This is a genomic window from Haliovirga abyssi, from assembly GCF_030295325.1.
GTDB classification, from domain to species: Bacteria; Fusobacteriota; Fusobacteriia; order Fusobacteriales; family Haliovirgaceae; genus Haliovirga; species Haliovirga abyssi.
Genome location: NZ_AP027059.1, coordinates 1,344,566 through 1,364,892 on the forward strand (window position 1 = coordinate 1,344,566; position 20,327 = coordinate 1,364,892).

The 20,327-nt window shown below is 25.2% G+C and carries 17 protein-coding genes; all 17 read right to left on the reverse strand.

Features of this window, described 5'->3' with window-relative positions:
- Window positions 1-395: 395 nt before the first annotated feature.
- Window positions 396-3,215 carry a hypothetical protein gene (locus RDY08_RS06040; RefSeq protein ID WP_307903476.1) on the reverse strand — a complete coding sequence of 940 codons (2,820 nt, stop codon included), beginning with the start codon at window positions 3,213-3,215 and terminating at the stop codon, window positions 396-398.
- A 17-nt stretch (window positions 3,216-3,232) separates the two neighbouring features.
- A complete protein-coding gene (locus tag RDY08_RS06045; RefSeq protein WP_307903477.1) occupies window positions 3,233-4,300 on the reverse strand; it encodes a hypothetical protein in 1,068 nt (355 codons plus the stop codon).
- 552 nt (window positions 4,301-4,852) lie between these two features.
- Window positions 4,853-5,074: a hypothetical protein gene (locus RDY08_RS06050; protein ID WP_307903478.1), complete on the reverse strand. Its 222-nt coding sequence runs from the start codon at window positions 5,072-5,074 to the stop codon at window positions 4,853-4,855.
- A gap of 207 nt (window positions 5,075-5,281) precedes the next feature.
- Complete coding sequence (locus tag RDY08_RS06055) at window positions 5,282-5,482, reverse strand: hypothetical protein (RefSeq protein WP_307903479.1); 201 nt, start codon at window positions 5,480-5,482, stop codon at window positions 5,282-5,284.
- 124 nt (window positions 5,483-5,606) lie between these two features.
- Complete coding sequence (locus RDY08_RS06060) at window positions 5,607-5,762, reverse strand: hypothetical protein (protein WP_307903480.1); 156 nt, start codon at window positions 5,760-5,762, stop codon at window positions 5,607-5,609.
- A gap of 23 nt (window positions 5,763-5,785) precedes the next feature.
- Window positions 5,786-6,610 carry a PP2C family protein-serine/threonine phosphatase gene (locus tag RDY08_RS06065; protein ID WP_307903481.1) on the reverse strand — a complete coding sequence of 275 codons (825 nt, stop codon included), beginning with the start codon at window positions 6,608-6,610 and terminating at the stop codon, window positions 5,786-5,788.
- A 214-nt stretch (window positions 6,611-6,824) separates the two neighbouring features.
- Entirely contained in the window at window positions 6,825-7,367 is a 543-nt protein-coding gene (locus tag RDY08_RS06070; protein WP_307903482.1) for an FHA domain-containing protein, read from the reverse strand.
- Window positions 7,368-7,388: 21 nt separating this feature from the next.
- Window positions 7,389-7,997 carry an FHA domain-containing protein gene (locus tag RDY08_RS06075; RefSeq protein ID WP_307903483.1) on the reverse strand — a complete coding sequence of 203 codons (609 nt, stop codon included), beginning with the start codon at window positions 7,995-7,997 and terminating at the stop codon, window positions 7,389-7,391.
- A gap of 143 nt (window positions 7,998-8,140) precedes the next feature.
- Complete coding sequence (locus RDY08_RS06080) at window positions 8,141-8,578, reverse strand: J domain-containing protein (protein WP_307903484.1); 438 nt, start codon at window positions 8,576-8,578, stop codon at window positions 8,141-8,143.
- Between the two features lie 11 nt (window positions 8,579-8,589).
- Window positions 8,590-9,396, reverse strand: a complete 807-nt coding sequence (locus tag RDY08_RS06085; RefSeq protein WP_307903485.1) for a hypothetical protein — start codon at window positions 9,394-9,396, stop codon at window positions 8,590-8,592.
- A 28-nt stretch (window positions 9,397-9,424) separates the two neighbouring features.
- Entirely contained in the window at window positions 9,425-12,010 is a 2,586-nt protein-coding gene (locus tag RDY08_RS06090) for an Hsp70 family protein (RefSeq protein ID WP_307903486.1), read from the reverse strand.
- A gap of 50 nt (window positions 12,011-12,060) precedes the next feature.
- A complete protein-coding gene (locus tag RDY08_RS06095) occupies window positions 12,061-12,756 on the reverse strand; it encodes a hypothetical protein (RefSeq protein WP_307903487.1) in 696 nt (231 codons plus the stop codon).
- Between the two features lie 4 nt (window positions 12,757-12,760).
- Window positions 12,761-14,038, reverse strand: a complete 1,278-nt coding sequence (locus RDY08_RS06100) for a hypothetical protein (protein WP_307903488.1) — start codon at window positions 14,036-14,038, stop codon at window positions 12,761-12,763.
- A 17-nt stretch (window positions 14,039-14,055) separates the two neighbouring features.
- Window positions 14,056-17,820: a Tle-like phospholipase domain-containing protein gene (locus tag RDY08_RS06105; RefSeq protein ID WP_307903489.1), complete on the reverse strand. Its 3,765-nt coding sequence runs from the start codon at window positions 17,818-17,820 to the stop codon at window positions 14,056-14,058.
- A 20-nt stretch (window positions 17,821-17,840) separates the two neighbouring features.
- Window positions 17,841-18,680: a hypothetical protein gene (locus RDY08_RS06110; protein WP_307903490.1), complete on the reverse strand. Its 840-nt coding sequence runs from the start codon at window positions 18,678-18,680 to the stop codon at window positions 17,841-17,843.
- Between the two features lie 75 nt (window positions 18,681-18,755).
- Window positions 18,756-19,457, reverse strand: coding sequence for a Tle-like phospholipase domain-containing protein (locus RDY08_RS06115; RefSeq protein WP_307903491.1), 702 nt, complete (start codon window positions 19,455-19,457; stop codon window positions 18,756-18,758).
- 20 nt (window positions 19,458-19,477) lie between these two features.
- Window positions 19,478-20,311 (reverse strand): hypothetical protein, encoded by an 834-nt coding sequence (locus RDY08_RS06120; RefSeq protein WP_307903492.1) that lies wholly within the window; start codon window positions 20,309-20,311, stop codon window positions 19,478-19,480.
- Between the last annotated feature and the right edge of the window lie 16 nt (window positions 20,312-20,327).

Here is a 20,327-nt window from a genome sequence, read left to right on the forward strand (position 1 = left end):
AAGAAAAATCAAGAAGCTAAAAAACTCGTTCGCTCTTAAGGTGCACGCTCTCTCAGACAGTTTTAGCTTCGGGAGATTTTATGATAAAAAAGCTATAAATCTTTTAAGTGATTTATTTTTTCAATTTTATTTATTAGTTTAGCAAGTTTTTGCCCTCTTCTTTTTCGCTTTTTTCTCACAAAATCTTATCTTTTTGATTTTTTATAACTTTTTTTTATTAATTATTTTTCATGAAATTGAGATGTTATAATATGATTCTTTTTTGAACTGAAATACAATTTTTAAACTCTATTCCGTTTCTAAAACAAATCTTTTTGTCTCTTTTCTGTATATTATTATATCATTTTTGGGAAATTTTGGGTATATTTTTTTTATTAATTTGCAAATTTATAATTTTAGCTTACCATTAATAATGGTGTATCATAAGTCGATATTGGCATTATTTTAAATTCATATCCTTTTTCATCTATATTTCTTTCTTTTTTTATTGAGCCTAAAATTATATTTTTATCTAATAGGTCTATTCCATAATCTTTTCTTTTATATTCTTCTATTTCAATTTGATTTTTTATATCTGTTCCTAATTCAAATTCATCTATCTTTATATATTCTGTCATTTTATCTTCATTAAAACTTTTTCTATTATTTGTATTTGATAATATACTTATTTCTCCACTTGATTCTTTTTTATCTTCATAGCTTCCTTTTAGTTGGTTGTAATTATTATAACCTTCTGCTATTGAAACTTTTATACTAAAATCTAACCCTATTAATTTTCCAACTGTATATTTACCAAAAATATCCTTTCTATCTGAAAATTTAAATTGTATCTCTACTTTATCAAATCCTATATTTTTAACTTTATAATATTTACTTATATCTATATTATCTAATCTATTTCCTATCTCTTTTTTATCAAAAGTATTCAATTCTTTTAATAAATAACTCTTTAAATCTTCTGAATTACTTAATTCACCCAATGTTATATCTAATTTTAATATCTCTTCCTTTAATTTTTTTATCTTATTATCGTCAAACTTCCACTCTAATTCGTCATATCCTCTATAATTTGATTTACTCATTTTTATCTTAGATGATAAAAAATCACTTAATAATAAATTTACTATATAATCATAGCTATATTCTTCTACTAATTCTCCTTCTTCATTTAAGTAAGTGGCAAATTTACATTCAAATGAATACTCTTTTAACACCTCTTCTGGATAATTTGAACTTTTTTTCAATTTATTTGATTTTGTTTTATAGATATATTCTATTAGGTTTTTATTGATTTTATAGTTATCTTGTATGTTTTTTATTATTTGTAATAAATTTACAAAATAATTCTTCTCTACGTTACTTATTGTATTATAAAATTCTTCAAACTCCTTTTTCTCTTTTTTATTCAATTCTTCTTTTTCCCACTTTGATAATAATTCATTATATATTATTATTATCTCATTAGAAAAATTAGTTGAATAAACTCCTGGAGTAATTGAATAGCCTCCTGAGGAAATTAATGTATTGTATAATATTAAATTTTTACTCTTTATTTTATAACCTTCTCCTATATTCTCCAATTTATAATTTTTCATATTACAATCTAATATTGCTTCTGAATTATCTTTCTTTTTATTTATTTCTACTCTTTCTTCATTTAATATTTCTCCTGATGTCTCCTTTAATAAATAGATAAAATCTGATTCTTTTACTTTTATTCTATTCCCATCTTTATCTTCTATTTCCAGTCTGTTTTCTGCAACTTCTCCTATTACATCTCCTTTTTCTGTTATATATCCTATCTCTTTTAATCCATTATATACTCGTTTGTAGTTTGAATCTTTTAAAAATTGAAATAATACTCCTATAGCTGCTCCTATTCCTAAAGCTATTAATCCTGGTAATACTCCTGTCCCTAATAGTACTCCTCCTATTAATTCATATGCTACTCCTATACTTATATTCTTTACTGTCTCTACTGTTATCTCTCCTGCATTTTTATATTTCTTATCTATATCATCATATGTAAATTCTACATAATCTTTTATATTTGAATCTTTTGAATAAAATACTGCTCCTTTTTCTCCATATAATAATCCACTTAATCCTGATAAATCTCCTCCTTCATTTAATCCTACAAATCTTATATTGCTGTCTTTATTCTCAAATTTTATTTTACTATATAACAATTGTAATACATCCATCTCATCTGGTAATATCTCTTTTTTACTATTTTTACTTCCTTTATAGGCTATTACTATCTCTTGCTCTTTTTTTAATACCAATACTTTAAAATCTGTATTTGACATATTAAATTTTCTTATTAAGCTTATTTCTTGTGTTCCTGACTTCTCTTTTTCCCTTAACTCTTTATACTCCTTTTCTGTTAACTCTTTTTCTAATTCCCCTACTAATTTTTTATCCTTAACTCCTCCTATATTTTTTCCTAATAATCCTCCTGTTGATACAGCAGATAATGCCCAATTTTTTCCTCCGCCTTTATTTACTGCTGTTGATATATCTTTTACCTGACTTCCTGTAGGTATTAAACTTAATATAGCTTTTTCACTACCATCCAATATATCTTTTTTTACACTCTTTTCTAATAATTTAAAACCACTTTCTACTCCCTCTTCTGCAAATTTTAAATTTACTCCTATTGGTATTAAATTACTTGCTACATCTACTACTGTCATTGCTATTTTTAATTTTGCTTGTTTTTCTTTTGATTTCTCTATCTCTTCTCTTGTGGGATATAACTTTGGTCTATTACTTTTACTGTCTTTTCCTGTTAATTCACACATTCCATCATATAAGCTATCTTTAAAATTTGATATTACTTTATATTGATCTGCTCCGTATATTACTTCCCAGTCTTTTAATTCTTTCCCTTTCCCCGATATGTCTTCTATACATTCCATTCCTAATCCTGATCTCTTTCTCATTGCTGTTTTTCCTTGGATTTTATCTTTATCTGTTATGCTGTTTTCATCTTTTACTCCTGGCATGTAGATATATTTTTCGAATTCTCCTTTTTCATTTTTTCTTATAAATGATTTTGGCGTTAGTAGGTCTTTTAGTTTATTTTTTCCGTTATTTTTTATCTTTACTGTAGAGTCTTTTAAATTAACAAACTGCCAATCTAAATTTGCTAAATTACTAAATACTAATAATTCTTTATCAGTTATTTTATTATTTGTTGTTTCATTTACCATTTTTAACATCATCTCCTTTATTTTTTATTATTATTTACATAAATATAATCTAAAACCCTTTCATATCCGATATCTTTTAATTTATCATATTTCTTTAACTTATATCCATTATCTAACCAAGAAGAATATCTAACTTTCACTTTTCCTTCAGAATAAACTTCACTTATATATTGAGCATTATACTTATTTATCCCCTTATGACTCAAACTTCCCTTAATTATACTATTCATTCTTTTTATTAAATCTTCTTCACTCATTTTCTTTACTTCTGCTCCTAATTTATTACTCATCTCTTCCCTTAATTTCATTGGTGGTAAATATACTGTTTCTCCTTCTACTTTTACCTTTTCATCTGGCGTTATAAATATTTCCCTTTTATATTTCCTATAACTTGGTGCTAATACCCTCTCATCTATAAATATTACTCCCATTTCTAAATATTTAAATAACCCTTCTTCCTTTAAATAGTTTATCATTTCATATATCTCTTTTCTCCTCTTCTCTTTCTCCTCTTCATTATCTATCTTATCAAATATGTAAATATATAAAGTTAATAGTATTCTGTTATGTTTTGGATCTTTTTTTATTCTATCTCTTACTTCTTTTAAACTCTTTGATTTATAACCTGCCCACCAACTACCATCTCCTGTTACTTCATGTGCTACATCTACTTTTAATCTTACTCTATTTCCAAATATCTCTTTTACTTTTGGTAATAAATATTTTTCTGTATCATCATTTCTATTTATATAGCTATAATCATCTCCTGATTCTTTATCTAACATCCCAAATAACCCTATATCTACACTTGCACTCCCTTCATAATATTTATCCCTTATACCATTTTTTAGTTTTGATTTCGGATATATTCTCGCTTGATAAAATTTATCTTTATATGCTTTTCTTATCCCTATTCTGTCTACTATAAACTCTTCTCCATATTTCTTTAATAGACTTTTCTCTATTTGCTTCCTTACCTTTTCTGCTTTTCCTCCTCCTTGTACTCCTATGAATTTTGGAACTAAATATACCATTACTAAGACTATTATTGCTAATACTATTCCTCTTGCTTGTTTTTCTGTCATTCTTTTTCTCCTTTCTAATTTTCTTATATTTATTTTATCTCTGTTTTTATATTCATTTTCCTTTAGCAGATGTTTTTAATTTTTTTATATCTATTTAGATTATTTTATCTCTGTTTTTACCTCTTCATTTCTTTGTCTTGATACAAAGAAACGAAGCAAAGAAAAATCAAGAAGCTAAAAAACTCGTTCGCTTTAGAGGAGGACGCTCTCTCAGACAGTTTTAGCTTCGGGAGATTTTATGATAAAAAAGCTATAAATCTTTTAATTGATTTATTTTTTCAATTTTATTTATTAGTTTAGCAAGCTTTTGCTGTCTTCTTTTTCGCTTTTTTCTCACAAAATCTTATCTTTTTGATTTTTTATAACTTTTTTTATTAATTATTTTTCATGAAATTGAGATGTTATAATATGATTCTTTTTTGAACTGAAATACAATTTTTAAACTCTATTCCGTTTCTAAAACAAATCTTTTTGTCTCTTTTCTGTATATTATTATATCATTTTTGGGAAATTTTGGGTATGTTTTTTTTATTAATTTGCAAATTTATAATTTTAACTTACCATTAATAATGGTGTATCATAAGTCGATATCGGCATTATTTTAAATTCATATCCTTTTTCATCTATATTTCTTTCTTTTTTTATTGAGCCTAAAATTATATTCTCATTTAATAAATCTATTCCATAATCTTTCCTTTTATATTCTTCTATTTCAATTTGATTTTTTATATCTGTTCCTAATTCAAATTCATCTATCTTTATATATTCTGTCATTTTTTCTTCATTAAAACTTTTTCTATTATTTGTATTTGATAATATAGTTATTTCTCCACTTGATTCTTTTTTATCTTCGTAGCTTCCTTTTAGTTGGTTGTAATTATTATAACCTTCTAATACTGAGGCTCTTATTGAAAAATATGCTCCTATTAAATCTTTAGCTTCATCTTTCCCTAATACATCTTTTATACCTGAAAACTTAAATTATAACTCTACTTTATAAAATTCAACATTTACTCTATAAGATACCATTGTCCAAAGTTTTGTCTTTATTTTTAATAAAATTCCATTCTCAACTTTTTCCTCACCTCTTATTTTAAATTTCTGGGATAATAACCAATTTTTAAAATTTTCGACCACTTCTTCAAAATCTTCTTTTTTTAATTCAATTACTCTTTTTTGCATTTTTTAAACCCTCCATTATAATTAAAATATATTTTTTTCTTATCTTATCTCAAGATTTATCAATCCTTTTTTTACAAAAGATTAGCACTAACAAAACTGCTAGCACTAATCTTTTCCTCATCCTCTATTTCTTTATACTCGCTGTTTCTAATGTAGATTTTATTGTGATTTTCCCTGATTTTATTTCATCTTTTTTTATACCATTTAAATTCAATATTAACGCAACTAAAATAATCAACGAAAATATTATAACCCTACTCCAATCAAATTTATTCTCCATTACTTTCTCCTTTCTTTATTTTTTTATCTTTTTTCCACCATTATTATTGTTGCATTATCTTGCCCTGATATTCTTTTATCTTCTATTTCTAGCATTATTTCTTCTGTTACTATTTCAGGATTTATCTTCTTTGATACATAATTTAATATCTCTTCTTCTGTCAAACTTTTATATACTCCATCACTACATAAAATTACTTTATCTCCTTTTAATAATTCTATCCCATTTTCATTATAGTCTATCTCATGAAAATTTTTATATCCTAAATAACTTGTTAATCTTTCTCGCTTAGAATTTGAAAAATATTCGCTTCTACTTATTTCTCCTGCTTTATATCTACTTAATAACACTTTGCTGTATGTATGCACATTATTTAGTAAATTTATCTCTTTATTTCTATACAAATATATATGACTATCTCCTATACTTACCCAATAAAGTTTATTATTATACATGTAACAAGATACTAATGTTGTTCCCATTTTACTATCCATACTAACTTTTAACAATTTATCATTTGCTATGTACGACGTGTTTATAAAAAATTGCCCTATATTTTGCAAGTTATATACTTTTACAAATTCTTCTAAAAATGTTTCTACTGCTATTTTACTAGCTAATTTTCCATTTAAAAATCCACCCATTCCATCTGCTAATACTGCTAACAAACCATTGTCTGAATTTATTACTGAATAATTATCTTCTTGCTCATTTCTTTCTCCTAATATTTGTGAACTCCCTACTAATATCTTTAATTTTGATTTTCTATTTCGAAAATAAATTATAAGAATAGAGATTGATATTATTAAAGTAAATAGAAAATATATCAATTGATTTATTTTAAACATATTCTTCTCCTTAGGAACAGATTAAAAATAACATTTCAATTTTGTTATAAAATACACAATAATATTGTTTTTTTTAATATTCTTTAAGAGTTTTTATAACAAAATATGAGAAACTTATTTTTTAAACGTTCTTTAATATTTTTTCTGAAACAAAATTATAATACTGATGTTACACAAATTAATATAATAAAATGTGTAACAACAATTATATTCTTTAAATATTTTCTCCTACATTCTCCCATTCAAAATAATCTCCACATAATGGTACAAAGATAAACTTACTTTTTCCCATCTCTATTACATCATAACCATTTAACTCTGTTGGAGTGTAAATCGCTTCTGTACTTTTATAAATTATCCCTCTCCCTTCTCCTGGGATTAATATGAAATTCCTCTCTTTTGGATTATAACTTATTATCGCATGATTTCTTCTTGATATTGCACTATCTCCTTGTATTTGAATGTGCATCTCTTCTGAACGTCCTATAAAGTTTTTTTCACTTTTTATTTGATAATCATTTCCTTTATCTGGACCCTCTATACAAGTCAACCACCCTACTACGTAGTCTTCTGTTCCTTCATCACTCCAAATTGCTTGCGTTCTCATATCATTATTTTCTTTTTGTCTCACTGCCCTTTCTGGTCTTGATTTTTCCTTTGACTTTTTCGCTACTGGTGCTGTCTCTGAACAATATGGACACTCCTCAAATTTTTCCGAATTAAATAGATGCCCATTATCACATTTTTTCATTTTCATTTTTTTATTCCTCCTGTTTTTTTATTTTAATAATAATTTTGTATTTGCTAAATATATTATATCTCCTGTTTCCACTTTGTGTAATTCTCCTGGATATATTTTATATCTTTCTTCTTCTCCTTTTTTCAATCCGCTTCCATTTGATGAACCTATATCTTCAAAATACCAGCATGAATTTGTATAATTCATCACTCCATGTTGTCTACTTACTAATGAAGAATATTTTTCTTCTGATAAATCTATATCTACATTTTCTTCACTTGTATTTTTTCCTATTAATAATGAAATTTTACCTTCTAAATCCCATTTCTTTGTTTTTTTACCTGATTCATCCAATAAATATATACTTTTTATTTTACTTTTAACTTTTTTATTTGATTTTTTTAAGATTAATTTACTTATCACAATTAATAATATATATCCAACTATAGTAACTCCTAGTGCCATAATATTTTTGTATAATATATTTAAATATATTACTGATAATCCTACTAACATATAGACTATATCTATTATTTTGATTTTTTTAAGTTTTTTGGTTTTCTTTAGTTTCTTACTTTTTATTATATTCTCATTTGCATGCTTTTCTATTTTTTTCAATATGAAATATTCTTTTATTCTCCTTATCATTTTTTTATCCTCCCTTTGTCTTTTGAGTTCTCTCGGAAAATATAGAACTCTTAAAATATTTATTGCACTATTCCACCTCTAAATCTACCCCTGTAAGGGCAATTCATGAATTGCCCCTACAAGAACAAATCTGTTCAAAAATTTTATTTTTTAAAAGCTCCATTAAAAAAATTATCAAACATATCATTTGTATTTACTTTCCTTACATCATCTTTTTTTCTACTTGCTTTTTTATCTCCTGTATCTGGATTAAATCCAAAAAAGTTTTCAAAATTTTTACTAAAATCATCCATATTAAATCCTTGATTTCCTGTGTTCCTTTTTCTCTGTTTAGTTGACTTATTATTTACACTTTCATTCTTTTTACTACCTCCTTCCAATATTCTATTATATTCTTTTCTCTTTTTTTCATCTGATAATATTTCATATGCTTTTTGCACTCGAAAGAATATTTCCTTTGCCTTTTCATTATTTCCATTTCTATCTGGATGATATTTCATTGCTAACTTTCTGTACGCTTTTTTTATTTCAGTTAATTCACTTGTTTTTTCTACTCCTAACGTCTTATAGTGATTTCCCATATTATCTCCTCCTACTCTACTATTATTCTCGTTGCTCTTCTTCTCCCTGTTTTTTCTACTCGTTCTTCTTTGCCTATGTTTTTAGATATTTTCAATAAATGATTATAAATATCTATATTTTCCAATTCATCTATTTTCTTTTTCAACTTTCTCTCTAAATATACATTAATCGCTTTCCTACTAACTTCTTTGCCATTTAATATATTCATTCCAAATGATATGTCTATGCTTTGTTCTCCTTTTCTTACTAAAACATCTCCAAATTTATCCAATATCTCTTTTTTTAAACTATTCCCACTTATTGTTGAATATTTTACATTTATAATATTCAACATATTATATTCTACTGAATAATCCATTAAATTTTCATAACTATCTCTTAATAATGCTCCCTCTCTCAATTTATACCTTCCTAATTCTATTTCATTTTTATTCTCATCCCTCTCTTTTATTTCATCTTTATTTTTACTTTTTTCTTTTAATTCTTCTATTACTACTTCGCCATTTAAATATCCATAATCTTTATCTTCTGTTTTTTCTTCTAATACCAATTTTATCTGCATCTCTTTATTTGTTTTTTCATAACTTATCTTTTCTTCTTTTTTTAAGTATAATATTCCTTTATTTATTTTTAATATTCCAGGTGAAATTATTAGCTCCTCATCTTTTACTTTAATTTCAAACCCTACTATTATCCCATCACTATAATCTGAAAAATATATCTCAAACATTTCTCGTGGATAATCTCTTAATTCTTCTAACATCTCTTTTTTTAATATTCTTCCTTTTTTAAATTCTGGATATTTTAATAATATCAATCTTCTATCCTCCCATTTTTTCCTTTTTCTATTTTAATCCATTAAAAAAATCATACTCATCTATTTCATAATCAAAGTCAAAAAATTTACTTCTATTTATATACAGCTGTTCCTCTTTTCTTATTATTGGGACTACATAAAATCCCCAACTTTCTTCTTCTGATACTATAAAATATCTTATTTCTCCATTTTTCATATTATCTGTATCTTCTTGATTTATATAACCTTTATATTTTTCTTCTAACTCTTCTACTTTTATTGCTTCTAATCCACTTAAATCATTCTTATAAATATATTGCCTTTTTACTTTCCCTTCTATATCTTTTAAATAAAATTTTATCTCTCTTGCTGATATTGGCCTTGATATATATCCTGTTAATTTATCTAATCTTCTTTGACCTTCAAACAATTCTTTTTCTTCTCCTGTAAATGTATGACTTACTATTGAATATGGTACTACTGGTATATCATTTCTTATTTCCATTACTATTCTTCCGTTCCTTTTATTGTTTATATAATTTATAACTCCTCTTAAACAAGCTAATTTTAACTCAAATGAATTTTCATTATTCTTCTGTTTGAATTCTATGCTTCGCCCTGGAACAAACTCTTTTATTGCTTCTTTAAATATATCTATCTTTGATGATTGCCCACTTAATTTTATTATTGAATATTCTGTCAACTCTTTATTCTCATAATATGGTTCTAAAAATTTTCTTATTACTTCATATATATCCCCTTTTATTAATTTTATTATCTCTTTTACATTAAATATTACTTCAGGAAATTCTTCTATTAATTCTAATCGCTCTTTTCGCGCTACTGATAAATTCCATCTGTTTAATTGCGTTATCTGCATATCGCTTTCTTTTTCATCTTGTGATATACTTTCAAATTTATTTCTCAATATATTTGTTTTCTGAAAAAAATCCTTCTTCATCATTTCTGATAATTCCCATAAAAAATAAAAATTATTCTTAACTTTTTTATATTCATCCAATGTCCTATTCTCGTATTCTCTATATCTTGTAGGTACTATATTTTCCGCTTTTATATACTCATCTTCTAATTTTTCATATACTTTATTTATTCCACAATCATCTATTACTCTAAATATATCTCCTTCTGAATAGCTTATCAAATCATCTATTGTTAATAATTTTTCTTCTTTATAATAATTCGATAATATTATTTTCATAAATTGCATTATTCTATATGTTATATTATTACCACCAAAATTGGTATCTCCATTTTCAAATCCCGTTTTTATTGATACGTTATATGAGATTTCTCCTTCATTTATTCTATAACTACACGATGATAAATCTGTCGTTCCTCCACCGCTATCTATTACCAATCCTTTATACTCTTCATCATCATCAAAATTATTTTTGCTTATCTGACTAAATATTGTATTATATAATACCGCCATTCCTTCATTTAATGTTTCTTTTTCTTCTATCTCATAATCATATAACAGTTCCTTAAACATTTTTATATATTGATTACTTAATTTTACTGGAGTTGTTAAATGTAAATTCTTAAATCTGCATTTAAATTGACTTTCCGCTTCATTTATTACATATTTCAAAAATGAACGAATTATCTCTCCTCTTTTTACTTTTAATATATTTGAATTTTCATCTTGTATCTCTTCCTCTTTATTATAATTTCCTACCCATCTTTTTATTTCTCTAAATGTTGTCGCCATTGTTATATAATCTTTTGACTTTATTCGCTTTTGTGCTTCATACCCATACAAATATTCTACTCCATCTGATAATATATTTCGTACATATATCAAACTTGGTACTATTTCTACTATCTTTTCTTTTTCTCGCGATACATCTTTAAATTTCACAAAATTTATATCGTTTAATTTTATTTGATTATTCAATATCAAATTACTTGGCAAAGATTCTATATAATTCTCATCTAAATATACCCCCAATGCTGTATTTGATGTCCCAAAATCTATACATAATACCGAACTTGTTTTCTCTAATTCTCTTATTTCTATTTCTGGAATTATTACATTATTATACTCTAAAGCCATCAACGACAATTCATTTTCTTCATTCACTACTTTATATAGATAATCCGAACTCTTCTTATTTAAAAATATTATTTCATAACTCTTTTTCCATACTTCATTAAATCTAAATAAACTTTTATCTCCTAATAAATAAAATTCATCTTTTCTATTTTCTACTCTTACTAGATTAAATACTCCATATATATATTTATTTTTAGGGTCTACTACTAACGCATTTCCTTCTTCTAATCCGCTACTTTTTATTCTATAATTATCATTTACTGTTACTCCTAATCCTTTATACAGTTGTATTTTTGCTGGAACTTCTACGTTTATATCCTTTAATTTTGTTGATTCACATTCCAAAAAATATTCCTGTAATTTAAAATAATTTTCATAACTTAAATTATTTATAAACAATCTCTCCTCTAATCCTCTGTACCTTAATATTATATTTATCAAGCTTTCTCTATCATTAAATTTCGTATAGCCTTTTACTAGTTTTTCTCTATTACATATTTTTTGTAATTCATATACTGTCATTTTTATTAATTCTCTTTTTGTATATCTTCCGTTCATCCTTTATTTGCCTCCATCCTGTCTTGTTTTCCTTTTCTTTTAACAAAGCCTTAATATAATGCTATTCTATCTATTTTTAATGTAGTTTTTTCCTCTATTATTCCAAAGTGATGTTCCCAATACACCTCGATTTTTTCTTTTAATGATAAAAATAGTTCTTTTATCAATTCTAATTTATTTTCTTTTTCTTCACTCCATTTACTTCCTATATACAATAAATATCCGTTTTCTTCCTCTTTTTTATATATTAAGCTATTTGCTATTATATCTCTTACACTTTTCCTAAAAAAATATATATTATCGTAGGAACTGTAATATCTATATAAATTATACGCTAACTCTTGCATTTCTGACCTCTTTAATTTTTTAAATTTATTCGCTATTTCTTCTCCCCAACGTCCATTTATCAATTCCTCTATTAATAGATTTATTAATAACGTTTCGTGATACATTCCACTATCTCTATCTAATTCTCCTAAAAAATAGATACTATAATCTAATATCTCTTCTGTTATTTCTTTTCTTTCTTGTACCCATTTACTTTCTGGATGTAACATTTCACTAAATATTCCCGCAAATCTATAATATGGATTTACCTCTATTTTTTTATATGGTACTCTATTTATATCTTGGTTATTCACTTCTATATATGGCGAATATGTTTTGGCTAATTTAAATTTCACATCTTCATTTTTTATCCCTTTTTTATTATTCTTTATTAAAATCTCTCCTATTGTTTTATTCATCTCATCACTCACTCACACATATATATTCTGGAAAATATAATCTTACTTCTGACATTAAAAATGCTATTATATCTTCTGTATGTTGACTCTCATTTACTTTTTCAAATTCAAATTTTAATATATTGCTTTTTTCATCTCCTCTTATTTCATCTAATATATAGTCATTTTCAACTTCCATATCATTTTCCCCTTCTATATACTCTTCTATTCTTACATTTTTTAATTTTATCGCTTTGCTTTCTTCAAATGAATTTATAAATCTATTTATTTCGCCTTTTGTTCTTATTACTCCTAAACTATCCTTCATATAATACTCCACTACATCTCTCAATTTATTATTTCCATATAAATTTTCCACTAATTTCTCTTTCTTTATTCTGCTACAATCCCTTATCTCATATGAATCCCATTTTTTTATATCTTCTCTTGTTGCTCTAACCATTAATTTATTCTCATCTCTTGATATGTTTATTATACTTTTATTATCTCCTGTTAAAATATATCCATTTGTATTAATCCCTTCTAAAGGAACGTCCAATTGATAGCCTATATTATGAGACAACTTTATTGGAAATCCTTGCGATCTAATTTCTGTTTTGCACACATTCCATACACATATATATCCTTCTTTTTTTAATCCTTCATATTCTTCTAAATTATATGTTAATCTTTCTATTTCTGCATCTTCTGGTATTTCATCTAAATACCCTTCTACTTTCACATAAAAAAATCTCTTGCTGTATGGATTTATTATTGTTTTCCATTTAGTTCCGCTTAATATAAATCCTTCATATAATTCTTTTTCTTCCTCTTTATATTTTCTATTTTGTTCTAGTTTTATTTTTACTCTGTAACTTTCACCATTTACATTATGTATTTCTCCTATAAACTCTTTTTCACACACTTTTTTTATTTCATGAAATTTTAAATCAATATATATTTGTCCTATTACAAACTTCTCTTTTCTTTTTATATAATCACTTAATAATTTTAATGGTAATATATTTTCCGATAAATCTTCTGCTAATATCGGAATTAATATATCATCATACAATGTCAACTCTTCTTTTTTTAATATTGTACAATATATATCATATCCCCAATTTTTATTTTCTACACCTTTTAATACTCTTTCCATTAGATTTTCATTAAATTTCATTTGTTCTACCATTAATTCTTTAAAATAATTTCCTAATAACGACTTAAATATTTCTTGGTCACTTATACTTGTCATCTCTTTTATTCTATTTTCTGCTCTTTCTTTCATCTCTTTTATATCCATTGTTTTCCCTCTGCTTTCTATCCTAAATTTATCTTTCCATTTCCTATTTCTATTCCTACTCCACCATTATTTAAACTTAATTTCCCATCTGCCATTGTTACTGTACTTTCCCCACTTGTTATATCTACTTTTTTTTCATCCATTACTATTTGTCTATCTTTATTCTTTATCTCTATTTTTCCACCTTTTAAAACTACCTCTTTTTCTCCTTTTTTCAAATTTACACTCTCTTCTGTTATTTCTACATAACTTTCATCATCTTTTCCTGTTATCTTTATTGATTTTGAATCAAATCTGATCTCTTTTCCAAAACTTGTTCTGATTACTTTTATATCTGGGTCATTATCGATATCTTCAGTTTTACTACTTACATTTCTTATACTTACTTCTCCTGCTTCATCTCCAAAATGCACTTCTACTAATGTATCCTCTTCCGGTGTAAAATATGTACCTGTATACATTCTTTCTATTGGATAATAGTAACTCTTACTTTCGTCATATTCGTTTTCCATTTCTGTATATTCTATTTGTGCTTTATGTTGTTTTGAGACTTTTTTTATTGTCCCTTTTAATGTTAGTCCTGTTATACTTTCTTCTCGTTTTACTTTTCCTATATTAAATTCATCTCGTCTTACAAAGACTAAATCTGATTTTAATACTGCGTCTTCTTTGTATATCCTGTTTTTTATTAATAATAATGAATCTTGTTTCCCTGTATTTACATCAATATTCAGATTATATGGATTACCTATTGAAAATAGTTCTTCTCCTTTTATTTGAGGATATCCTTTTAATTTGTAGCTATTTTCTATTGCTCCTTTTTTCATCTTTCTACTTAATAATAAATTTTTATTATCTATTGTTTTTTGGCTACTTCCAAATTCTCCTATTGCTATTCCTGCTACTGTTTTTGGATTTTTACCTTTACTATCATCTACTATTATTAAATCGCTTTCTCTTCTTAATATTCTCTTTAAAAAATCCCAATCACTTTCTTTATATTGCACTTCTACTGGGTTTAATTCTGTTATTAATTCTTGTTTGTCTATATGACTATTAAATCCAAATGAGTATTTATTTTGATAAGTTTCATTTAATTTGCTTATTACATCTTCATATTTTGTGCCAAGATTATGATATACTCTGTTTCTTTTTTCTTTTTCTAATTCTTTGCTTAATGAATAACTTTTTATTTTTACCTTACAACTATTTTGCTCTATTTCCATAGAATGTTCATAAATTAATCCTCTAAATATAGGCTTATTATCATCTCCGTATAATATTTCTATCCCTTGTGTTTCTACATTTAGAAATCTAGTTACTTCATCTGTATCTTCTCCTGCTATTATTCCTTCTATTTCTGCTACTGTGTGTTCATTTACTTCTTTTATTATTTCTAAATTTAATAAATTAACATATTTTATACCTTTTATTTTTACTTGATAATCCATAAATCCTTTGCCTAAATCTTCTTTTTTCTCTTTTGGTTTTTCTACTAAATCTATTCCTAAGTATCCTTCCATATAGTTGCTTATTGTTAAATAATCATCTAAATTATCTCCATAATAATAACGTAAATTACGGTCTATTAAAATAATGTTATCTCCATAATATTTGCAGCCTGTATCTCTATTTATTTTATCTTTTACTAGACTTTCTTCTTTATCTTTTCCTTTATATGTTCCACTTATATCTTTTCCATCTGCTGTTACTTTGGAATTTTTTCCTATATTACGAATGTTATAATACTTATCTTTATATCCCAAACTTGAATACAGCTCATAATCATTATTTGGTTTCTCTCTTTCTATATTTAAAAGATACTTTGAGGGTTCTATTATTTTTAGTGTTATCTCTTTCTCCTTAGTATCTATTCCTAATTTTTCATTATAAATTATTACTTTCTTTTCATCTTCTTCAAAGCCTAATTTTAATTTTACTTCTCCTTTTTTCATCTCTAATCCTACTAGATCCTTTAATTTATAGCTTTCTATATCTTTAATTATATTTTCACTATGTTTTGTATTTTTTATATATTCTTCTATTTTTTCTTTATTACCTTTATCTAATTTCGTTAACGAATTTACAAATCCTCTCCATCCAGCTATCTCTTCATATGTGTTATAAAATAACTCGTTTTTTATTTCTTCATTGTTGTCTATTCCTAATTTTTCTAATATATATTTAATCGCTGAACCTAAATAATCTTTATTTAACATACTTGTTATATCTTCCTGTTCTGTTCTTCTATAAACAGTCTTTTCCAGTTTACTCACATCATCTAATTTTATATGTGGATAAAACATTGTTAATCCGTGATAAGCTCCTGCATCTAAATGGTTCTTTTTAATTGCTTTCAATGTTGCAACTAACTCTTTTTTTTGCAATCCTATATTATTATCTACTAATCCATTATCTACTAATACACATTCTCCAATATGTTTTAACATTGTTCCTGTCAAATCTCTTGATATTGAATAAGTTACCATTGATAAATTTAAACCCTTTTTTTTATATGAATTTATAAACTCCATCTTTCGTTTTGCTATTTCTAAGGTGAATTTACTATCAATATGTTTTTTGATTTTTTCCCATATCTCATTAATCTCATTACTTGTTATTTCTTCTTCGTAAAAATTATTTATAAACTCTTTTTCCTCTTTTTTTACTCCTATTTGAAATTTTATTTCCCAATTCTTAGATATTGGAATGCTAAATATCTCTATTTCTCCCTTTTTTTGAGCTTTTAATTTTCTCATTTCATAATTTAATAATACTTGAAATATACTATGTTTTATTATCCCTTCAAAAGAATTATCTGAATTTATATCATAACTCGATATATTCCTTTTTCTATTACTTTCATTAACCATTTTATGCAACTGCTGATTAGCTAACTTAAGTGAATCATTTTGTTTATTTTCATTAAATAGTTCATCTAAATATTTATCAGTTATTTTTATTATTTCTCCTTTTTTTTCCTCTTCTAATATATTAGAGTTAACTAAACTTTTTCTTATTTCATCTTCTATTTCTTTTAAATGTGTTACATCCAGTATAAAATCTTTTACTCCTTGTGCTCCACCTAAAAATTCATTTCCGCTAAACTTTAAAAAATCTTTTATCCCTACTCCATTCCAAGCTACTCCTCTTTTTACTCCTTCCATTACTGATACATATTGAGCTAAGCCGCCTCCTAAACTGTGTCCTGTTACGGAGATTGTTTTGTCTTTATAATCATCATTATTTACTATATCCTTATAAAAATCTACGGCTAATTTAAATTGTATTCCAGGTATTCCTGCTACTATCTTTCCATTTGTTAAATAATGTTCCATTATAAAATCTCTATCTCCTAAATCTATTAAACCAAAGAAAATTTTAAAATCTTTATGACTATCATATTTTCCATTCTCTCCATCTGTACCTCTGTATGCTATTACTATTTCATCATCTTTTTCAAATGCTGCTGCATAAAATTGTTTATATTGTAATTCTATATTTTTAAATTCCTTACTCCCTTCCTTTTTTCCGCCAAAACTAGATTCATATTCTTCCTTATATTTATTTTTATATTCATCTAAATTAAATCCTTCTAATAGTTTCCAATCTTCCATTCTTTCACTAAAATAATTCCATCTTTGTTGACGTTCTGAATTATTAAACTCTTTTTTTAATAAAATATCTTTTAATGGATTATTATTATCCTTTTTTTCATACCTTTCATATGCTAAATCTGCCAATACTAAAAATTCTAAATCTTTTACATTTCCTCTTTCCATTTTTATTCACTCTCCTATTTTTATTTTTGATAATATTTTTTCATTACAGTAAATTGTTTCTTCATATCATCTAAACTTTTTATTTGGTAATATTCTTTTTCTTCTACCCATATAGAATATTTTTGTTTTCTTCTATACTTAAAAACATCAAATTCACTTATTCCTCTTGAAAACCAATTACTTACTTTCAATATATGGTCTATATCTTTATCTCTAAAAAATTCTTTATCATATATTTTTATTCTTATACTTGCCCATTCTAAATTTTGACTCTTTAAATACTTAAACAGTTCCCATACCTCTTTTATAAAAGCTTCTTTCTTCGCCTCAGTACTTGTTACATCTTCAAATATTAGTATCTGTATATTTACATGCATTTTATTTGAAATATTATTAAAAAAGAAATCAAATTTTTTCCTTTTTAAAATTTTTAGACTATCTCTTTTTTCATCATAAATATGTATTCCCATATTTCCCCAAAAATAAAGTTTTTTTTCTTTAAATATTTTTTTTATTATTGGTCTATAATATATTGTTGTTAAATTGGCTTCTTTTATCGAAGGATAATTCTCTATAACTCTCTCTTTCGGATCTTTTTTTACATATGCCACAAATGTTTCATCATCTATATTATTCTCTAACGGATATACCTCCAGCTTCCATTTATCTCTTCTTTTATCATATCGAATCCTCCTTATCTCAAATTTTTCATCATATCTTCCTTCTAATTCATTCATTACTAATGCTCTTATTCTTGTTTCCTCTAATGCTAATTTTTTCTTACTGTTTGTTATATCAATACTTTTACAACCTAATATCCCTAATATTAATATCAAAAATATTATTATTTTCCTTTTCATCTTCTCATCTCCTTTTTTATTTTTTTCTATATATAATTTTAAAACTTAATTCTAATATTAAATTTTTTTAATACCTTAATTAATTTTTAAAAAATCTTTTATCCCTACTCCATTCCAAGCTACTCCTCGTTTTACTCCTTCCATTACTGATACATATTGAGCTAAGCCGCCTCCTAAACTGTGTCCTGTTACGGAGATTGTTTTATCTTTATAGTCATCATTATTTACTATATCCTTATAAAAATCTACAGCTAATTTAAATTGTATTCCAGGTATTCCTGCTACTATCTTTCCATTTGTTAAATAATGTTCCATTATAAAATCTCTATCTCCCAAATCTATTAAACCAAAGAAGATTTTAAAATCTTTATGACTATCATATTTCCCATTCTCTCCATCTGTACCTCTGTATGCTATTACTATTTCATCATCTTTTTCAAATGCTGCTGCATAAAATTGTTTATATTGTAATTCTATATTTTTAAATTCCTTACTCCCTTCCTTTTTTTCGCCAAAACTAGATTCATATTCTTCTTTATATTTATTTTTATATTCATCTAAATCAAATCCTTCTAATAGTTTCCAACCTTCCATTCTTTCACTAAAATAATTCCATCTTTGTTGACGTTCTGATTTGCCTGTTTCTGTTGTGTCATTAAAATGGTGAATTGATAAAACTTCTTTTAATGGTCTTATGTCTTTTATTTTTTCATATCTTTCATATGCTAAATCTGCCAACACTAAAAATTCTAAATCTTTTACATTTTCTCTTTCCATTTCTATTCACTCTCCTATTTTTATTTTTGGTAATATCCTTCTTCATAAAGTAATTTTTTTCTAATTCCATCTATAGTTTTTATTTGTTTATAATCTTTTTCTTCTATCCAAATAACCCATTTTTTTTTTCTCCTATACTTAAAAACATCAAATTCACTTGTTCCTCTTGAAAACCAATTACTTACTTTCAATATGTGGTCTATATCTTTATCTTTGAAAAAATCTTCATCATATATATTTACTGTTATACTTGCCCATTTTAAATTTTGACTTTTCAAATATTTAAATAGTTCCCATACCTCTTTTATAAAAGCTTCTTTCTTCGCTTCTGTACTTGTTACATCTCCGAAGATATAAATAAATATGTTTACAAACATTTTATTTGGAATCGTTTTAAAAAAGGAATCAAATTTTTTCCTTTTTAAAATTTTTAGTTTCTCTCTTCTTTCATCATAAATACTTATCCCCATATTTGCCCAAAAATATAATTTTTTTTCTTTAAATATTTTTTTTATTATTGGTCTATAATATATTGTTGTTAAATTAGCTTTTTTTATTGAAGAATAATTCTCTATAACTACCTTTCCATATTTCACATATGCCACAAATGTCTCATCATCTATATTATTCTCTAATGGATATATCTCCAGCTTCCATTTATCCCTTCCTTTATCATACAACGTCCTCCTTATCTCAAATTTTTCATTATATCTTCCTTCTAATTCATTCATTACTAATGCTCTTATTCTTGTTTCCTTTAATGCTAATTTTTTCTTACTGTTTGTTATATCAATACTTTTACAACCTAATATTCCTAATATTAATATCAAAAATATTATTATTTTCTTTTTCATCTTCTCATCTCCTTTT

Bases quoted from the DNA above. Each gene is read 5' to 3' on its own strand.
- RDY08_RS06040 (WP_307903476.1), bottom strand. From the start codon at position 3,215: ATGGTAAATGAAACAACAAATAATAAAATAACTGATAAAGAATTATTA.
- RDY08_RS06045 (WP_307903477.1), bottom strand. From the start codon at position 4,300: ATGACAGAAAAACAAGCAAGAGGAATAGTATTAGCAATAATAGTCTTA.
- RDY08_RS06050 (WP_307903478.1), bottom strand. From the start codon at position 5,074: ATGACAGAATATATAAAGATAGATGAATTTGAATTAGGAACAGATATA.
- RDY08_RS06055 (WP_307903479.1), bottom strand. From the start codon at position 5,482: ATGCAAAAAAGAGTAATTGAATTAAAAAAAGAAGATTTTGAAGAAGTG.
- RDY08_RS06060 (WP_307903480.1), bottom strand. From the start codon at position 5,762: ATGGAGAATAAATTTGATTGGAGTAGGGTTATAATATTTTCGTTGATT.
- RDY08_RS06065 (WP_307903481.1), bottom strand. From the start codon at position 6,610: ATGTTTAAAATAAATCAATTGATATATTTTCTATTTACTTTAATAATA.
- RDY08_RS06070 (WP_307903482.1), bottom strand. From the start codon at position 7,367: ATGAAAATGAAAAAATGTGATAATGGGCATCTATTTAATTCGGAAAAA.
- RDY08_RS06075 (WP_307903483.1), bottom strand. From the start codon at position 7,997: ATGATAAGGAGAATAAAAGAATATTTCATATTGAAAAAAATAGAAAAG.
- RDY08_RS06080 (WP_307903484.1), bottom strand. From the start codon at position 8,578: ATGGGAAATCACTATAAGACGTTAGGAGTAGAAAAAACAAGTGAATTA.
- RDY08_RS06090 (WP_307903486.1), bottom strand. From the start codon at position 12,010: ATGAACGGAAGATATACAAAAAGAGAATTAATAAAAATGACAGTATAT.
- RDY08_RS06095 (WP_307903487.1), bottom strand. From the start codon at position 12,756: ATGAATAAAACAATAGGAGAGATTTTAATAAAGAATAATAAAAAAGGG.
- RDY08_RS06100 (WP_307903488.1), bottom strand. From the start codon at position 14,038: ATGGATATAAAAGAGATGAAAGAAAGAGCAGAAAATAGAATAAAAGAG.
- RDY08_RS06105 (WP_307903489.1), bottom strand. From the start codon at position 17,820: ATGGAAAGAGGAAATGTAAAAGATTTAGAATTTTTAGTATTGGCAGAT.
- RDY08_RS06110 (WP_307903490.1), bottom strand. From the start codon at position 18,680: ATGAAAAGGAAAATAATAATATTTTTGATATTAATATTAGGGATATTA.
- RDY08_RS06115 (WP_307903491.1), bottom strand. From the start codon at position 19,457: ATGGAAAGAGAAAATGTAAAAGATTTAGAATTTTTAGTGTTGGCAGAT.
- RDY08_RS06120 (WP_307903492.1), bottom strand. From the start codon at position 20,311: ATGAAAAAGAAAATAATAATATTTTTGATATTAATATTAGGAATATTA.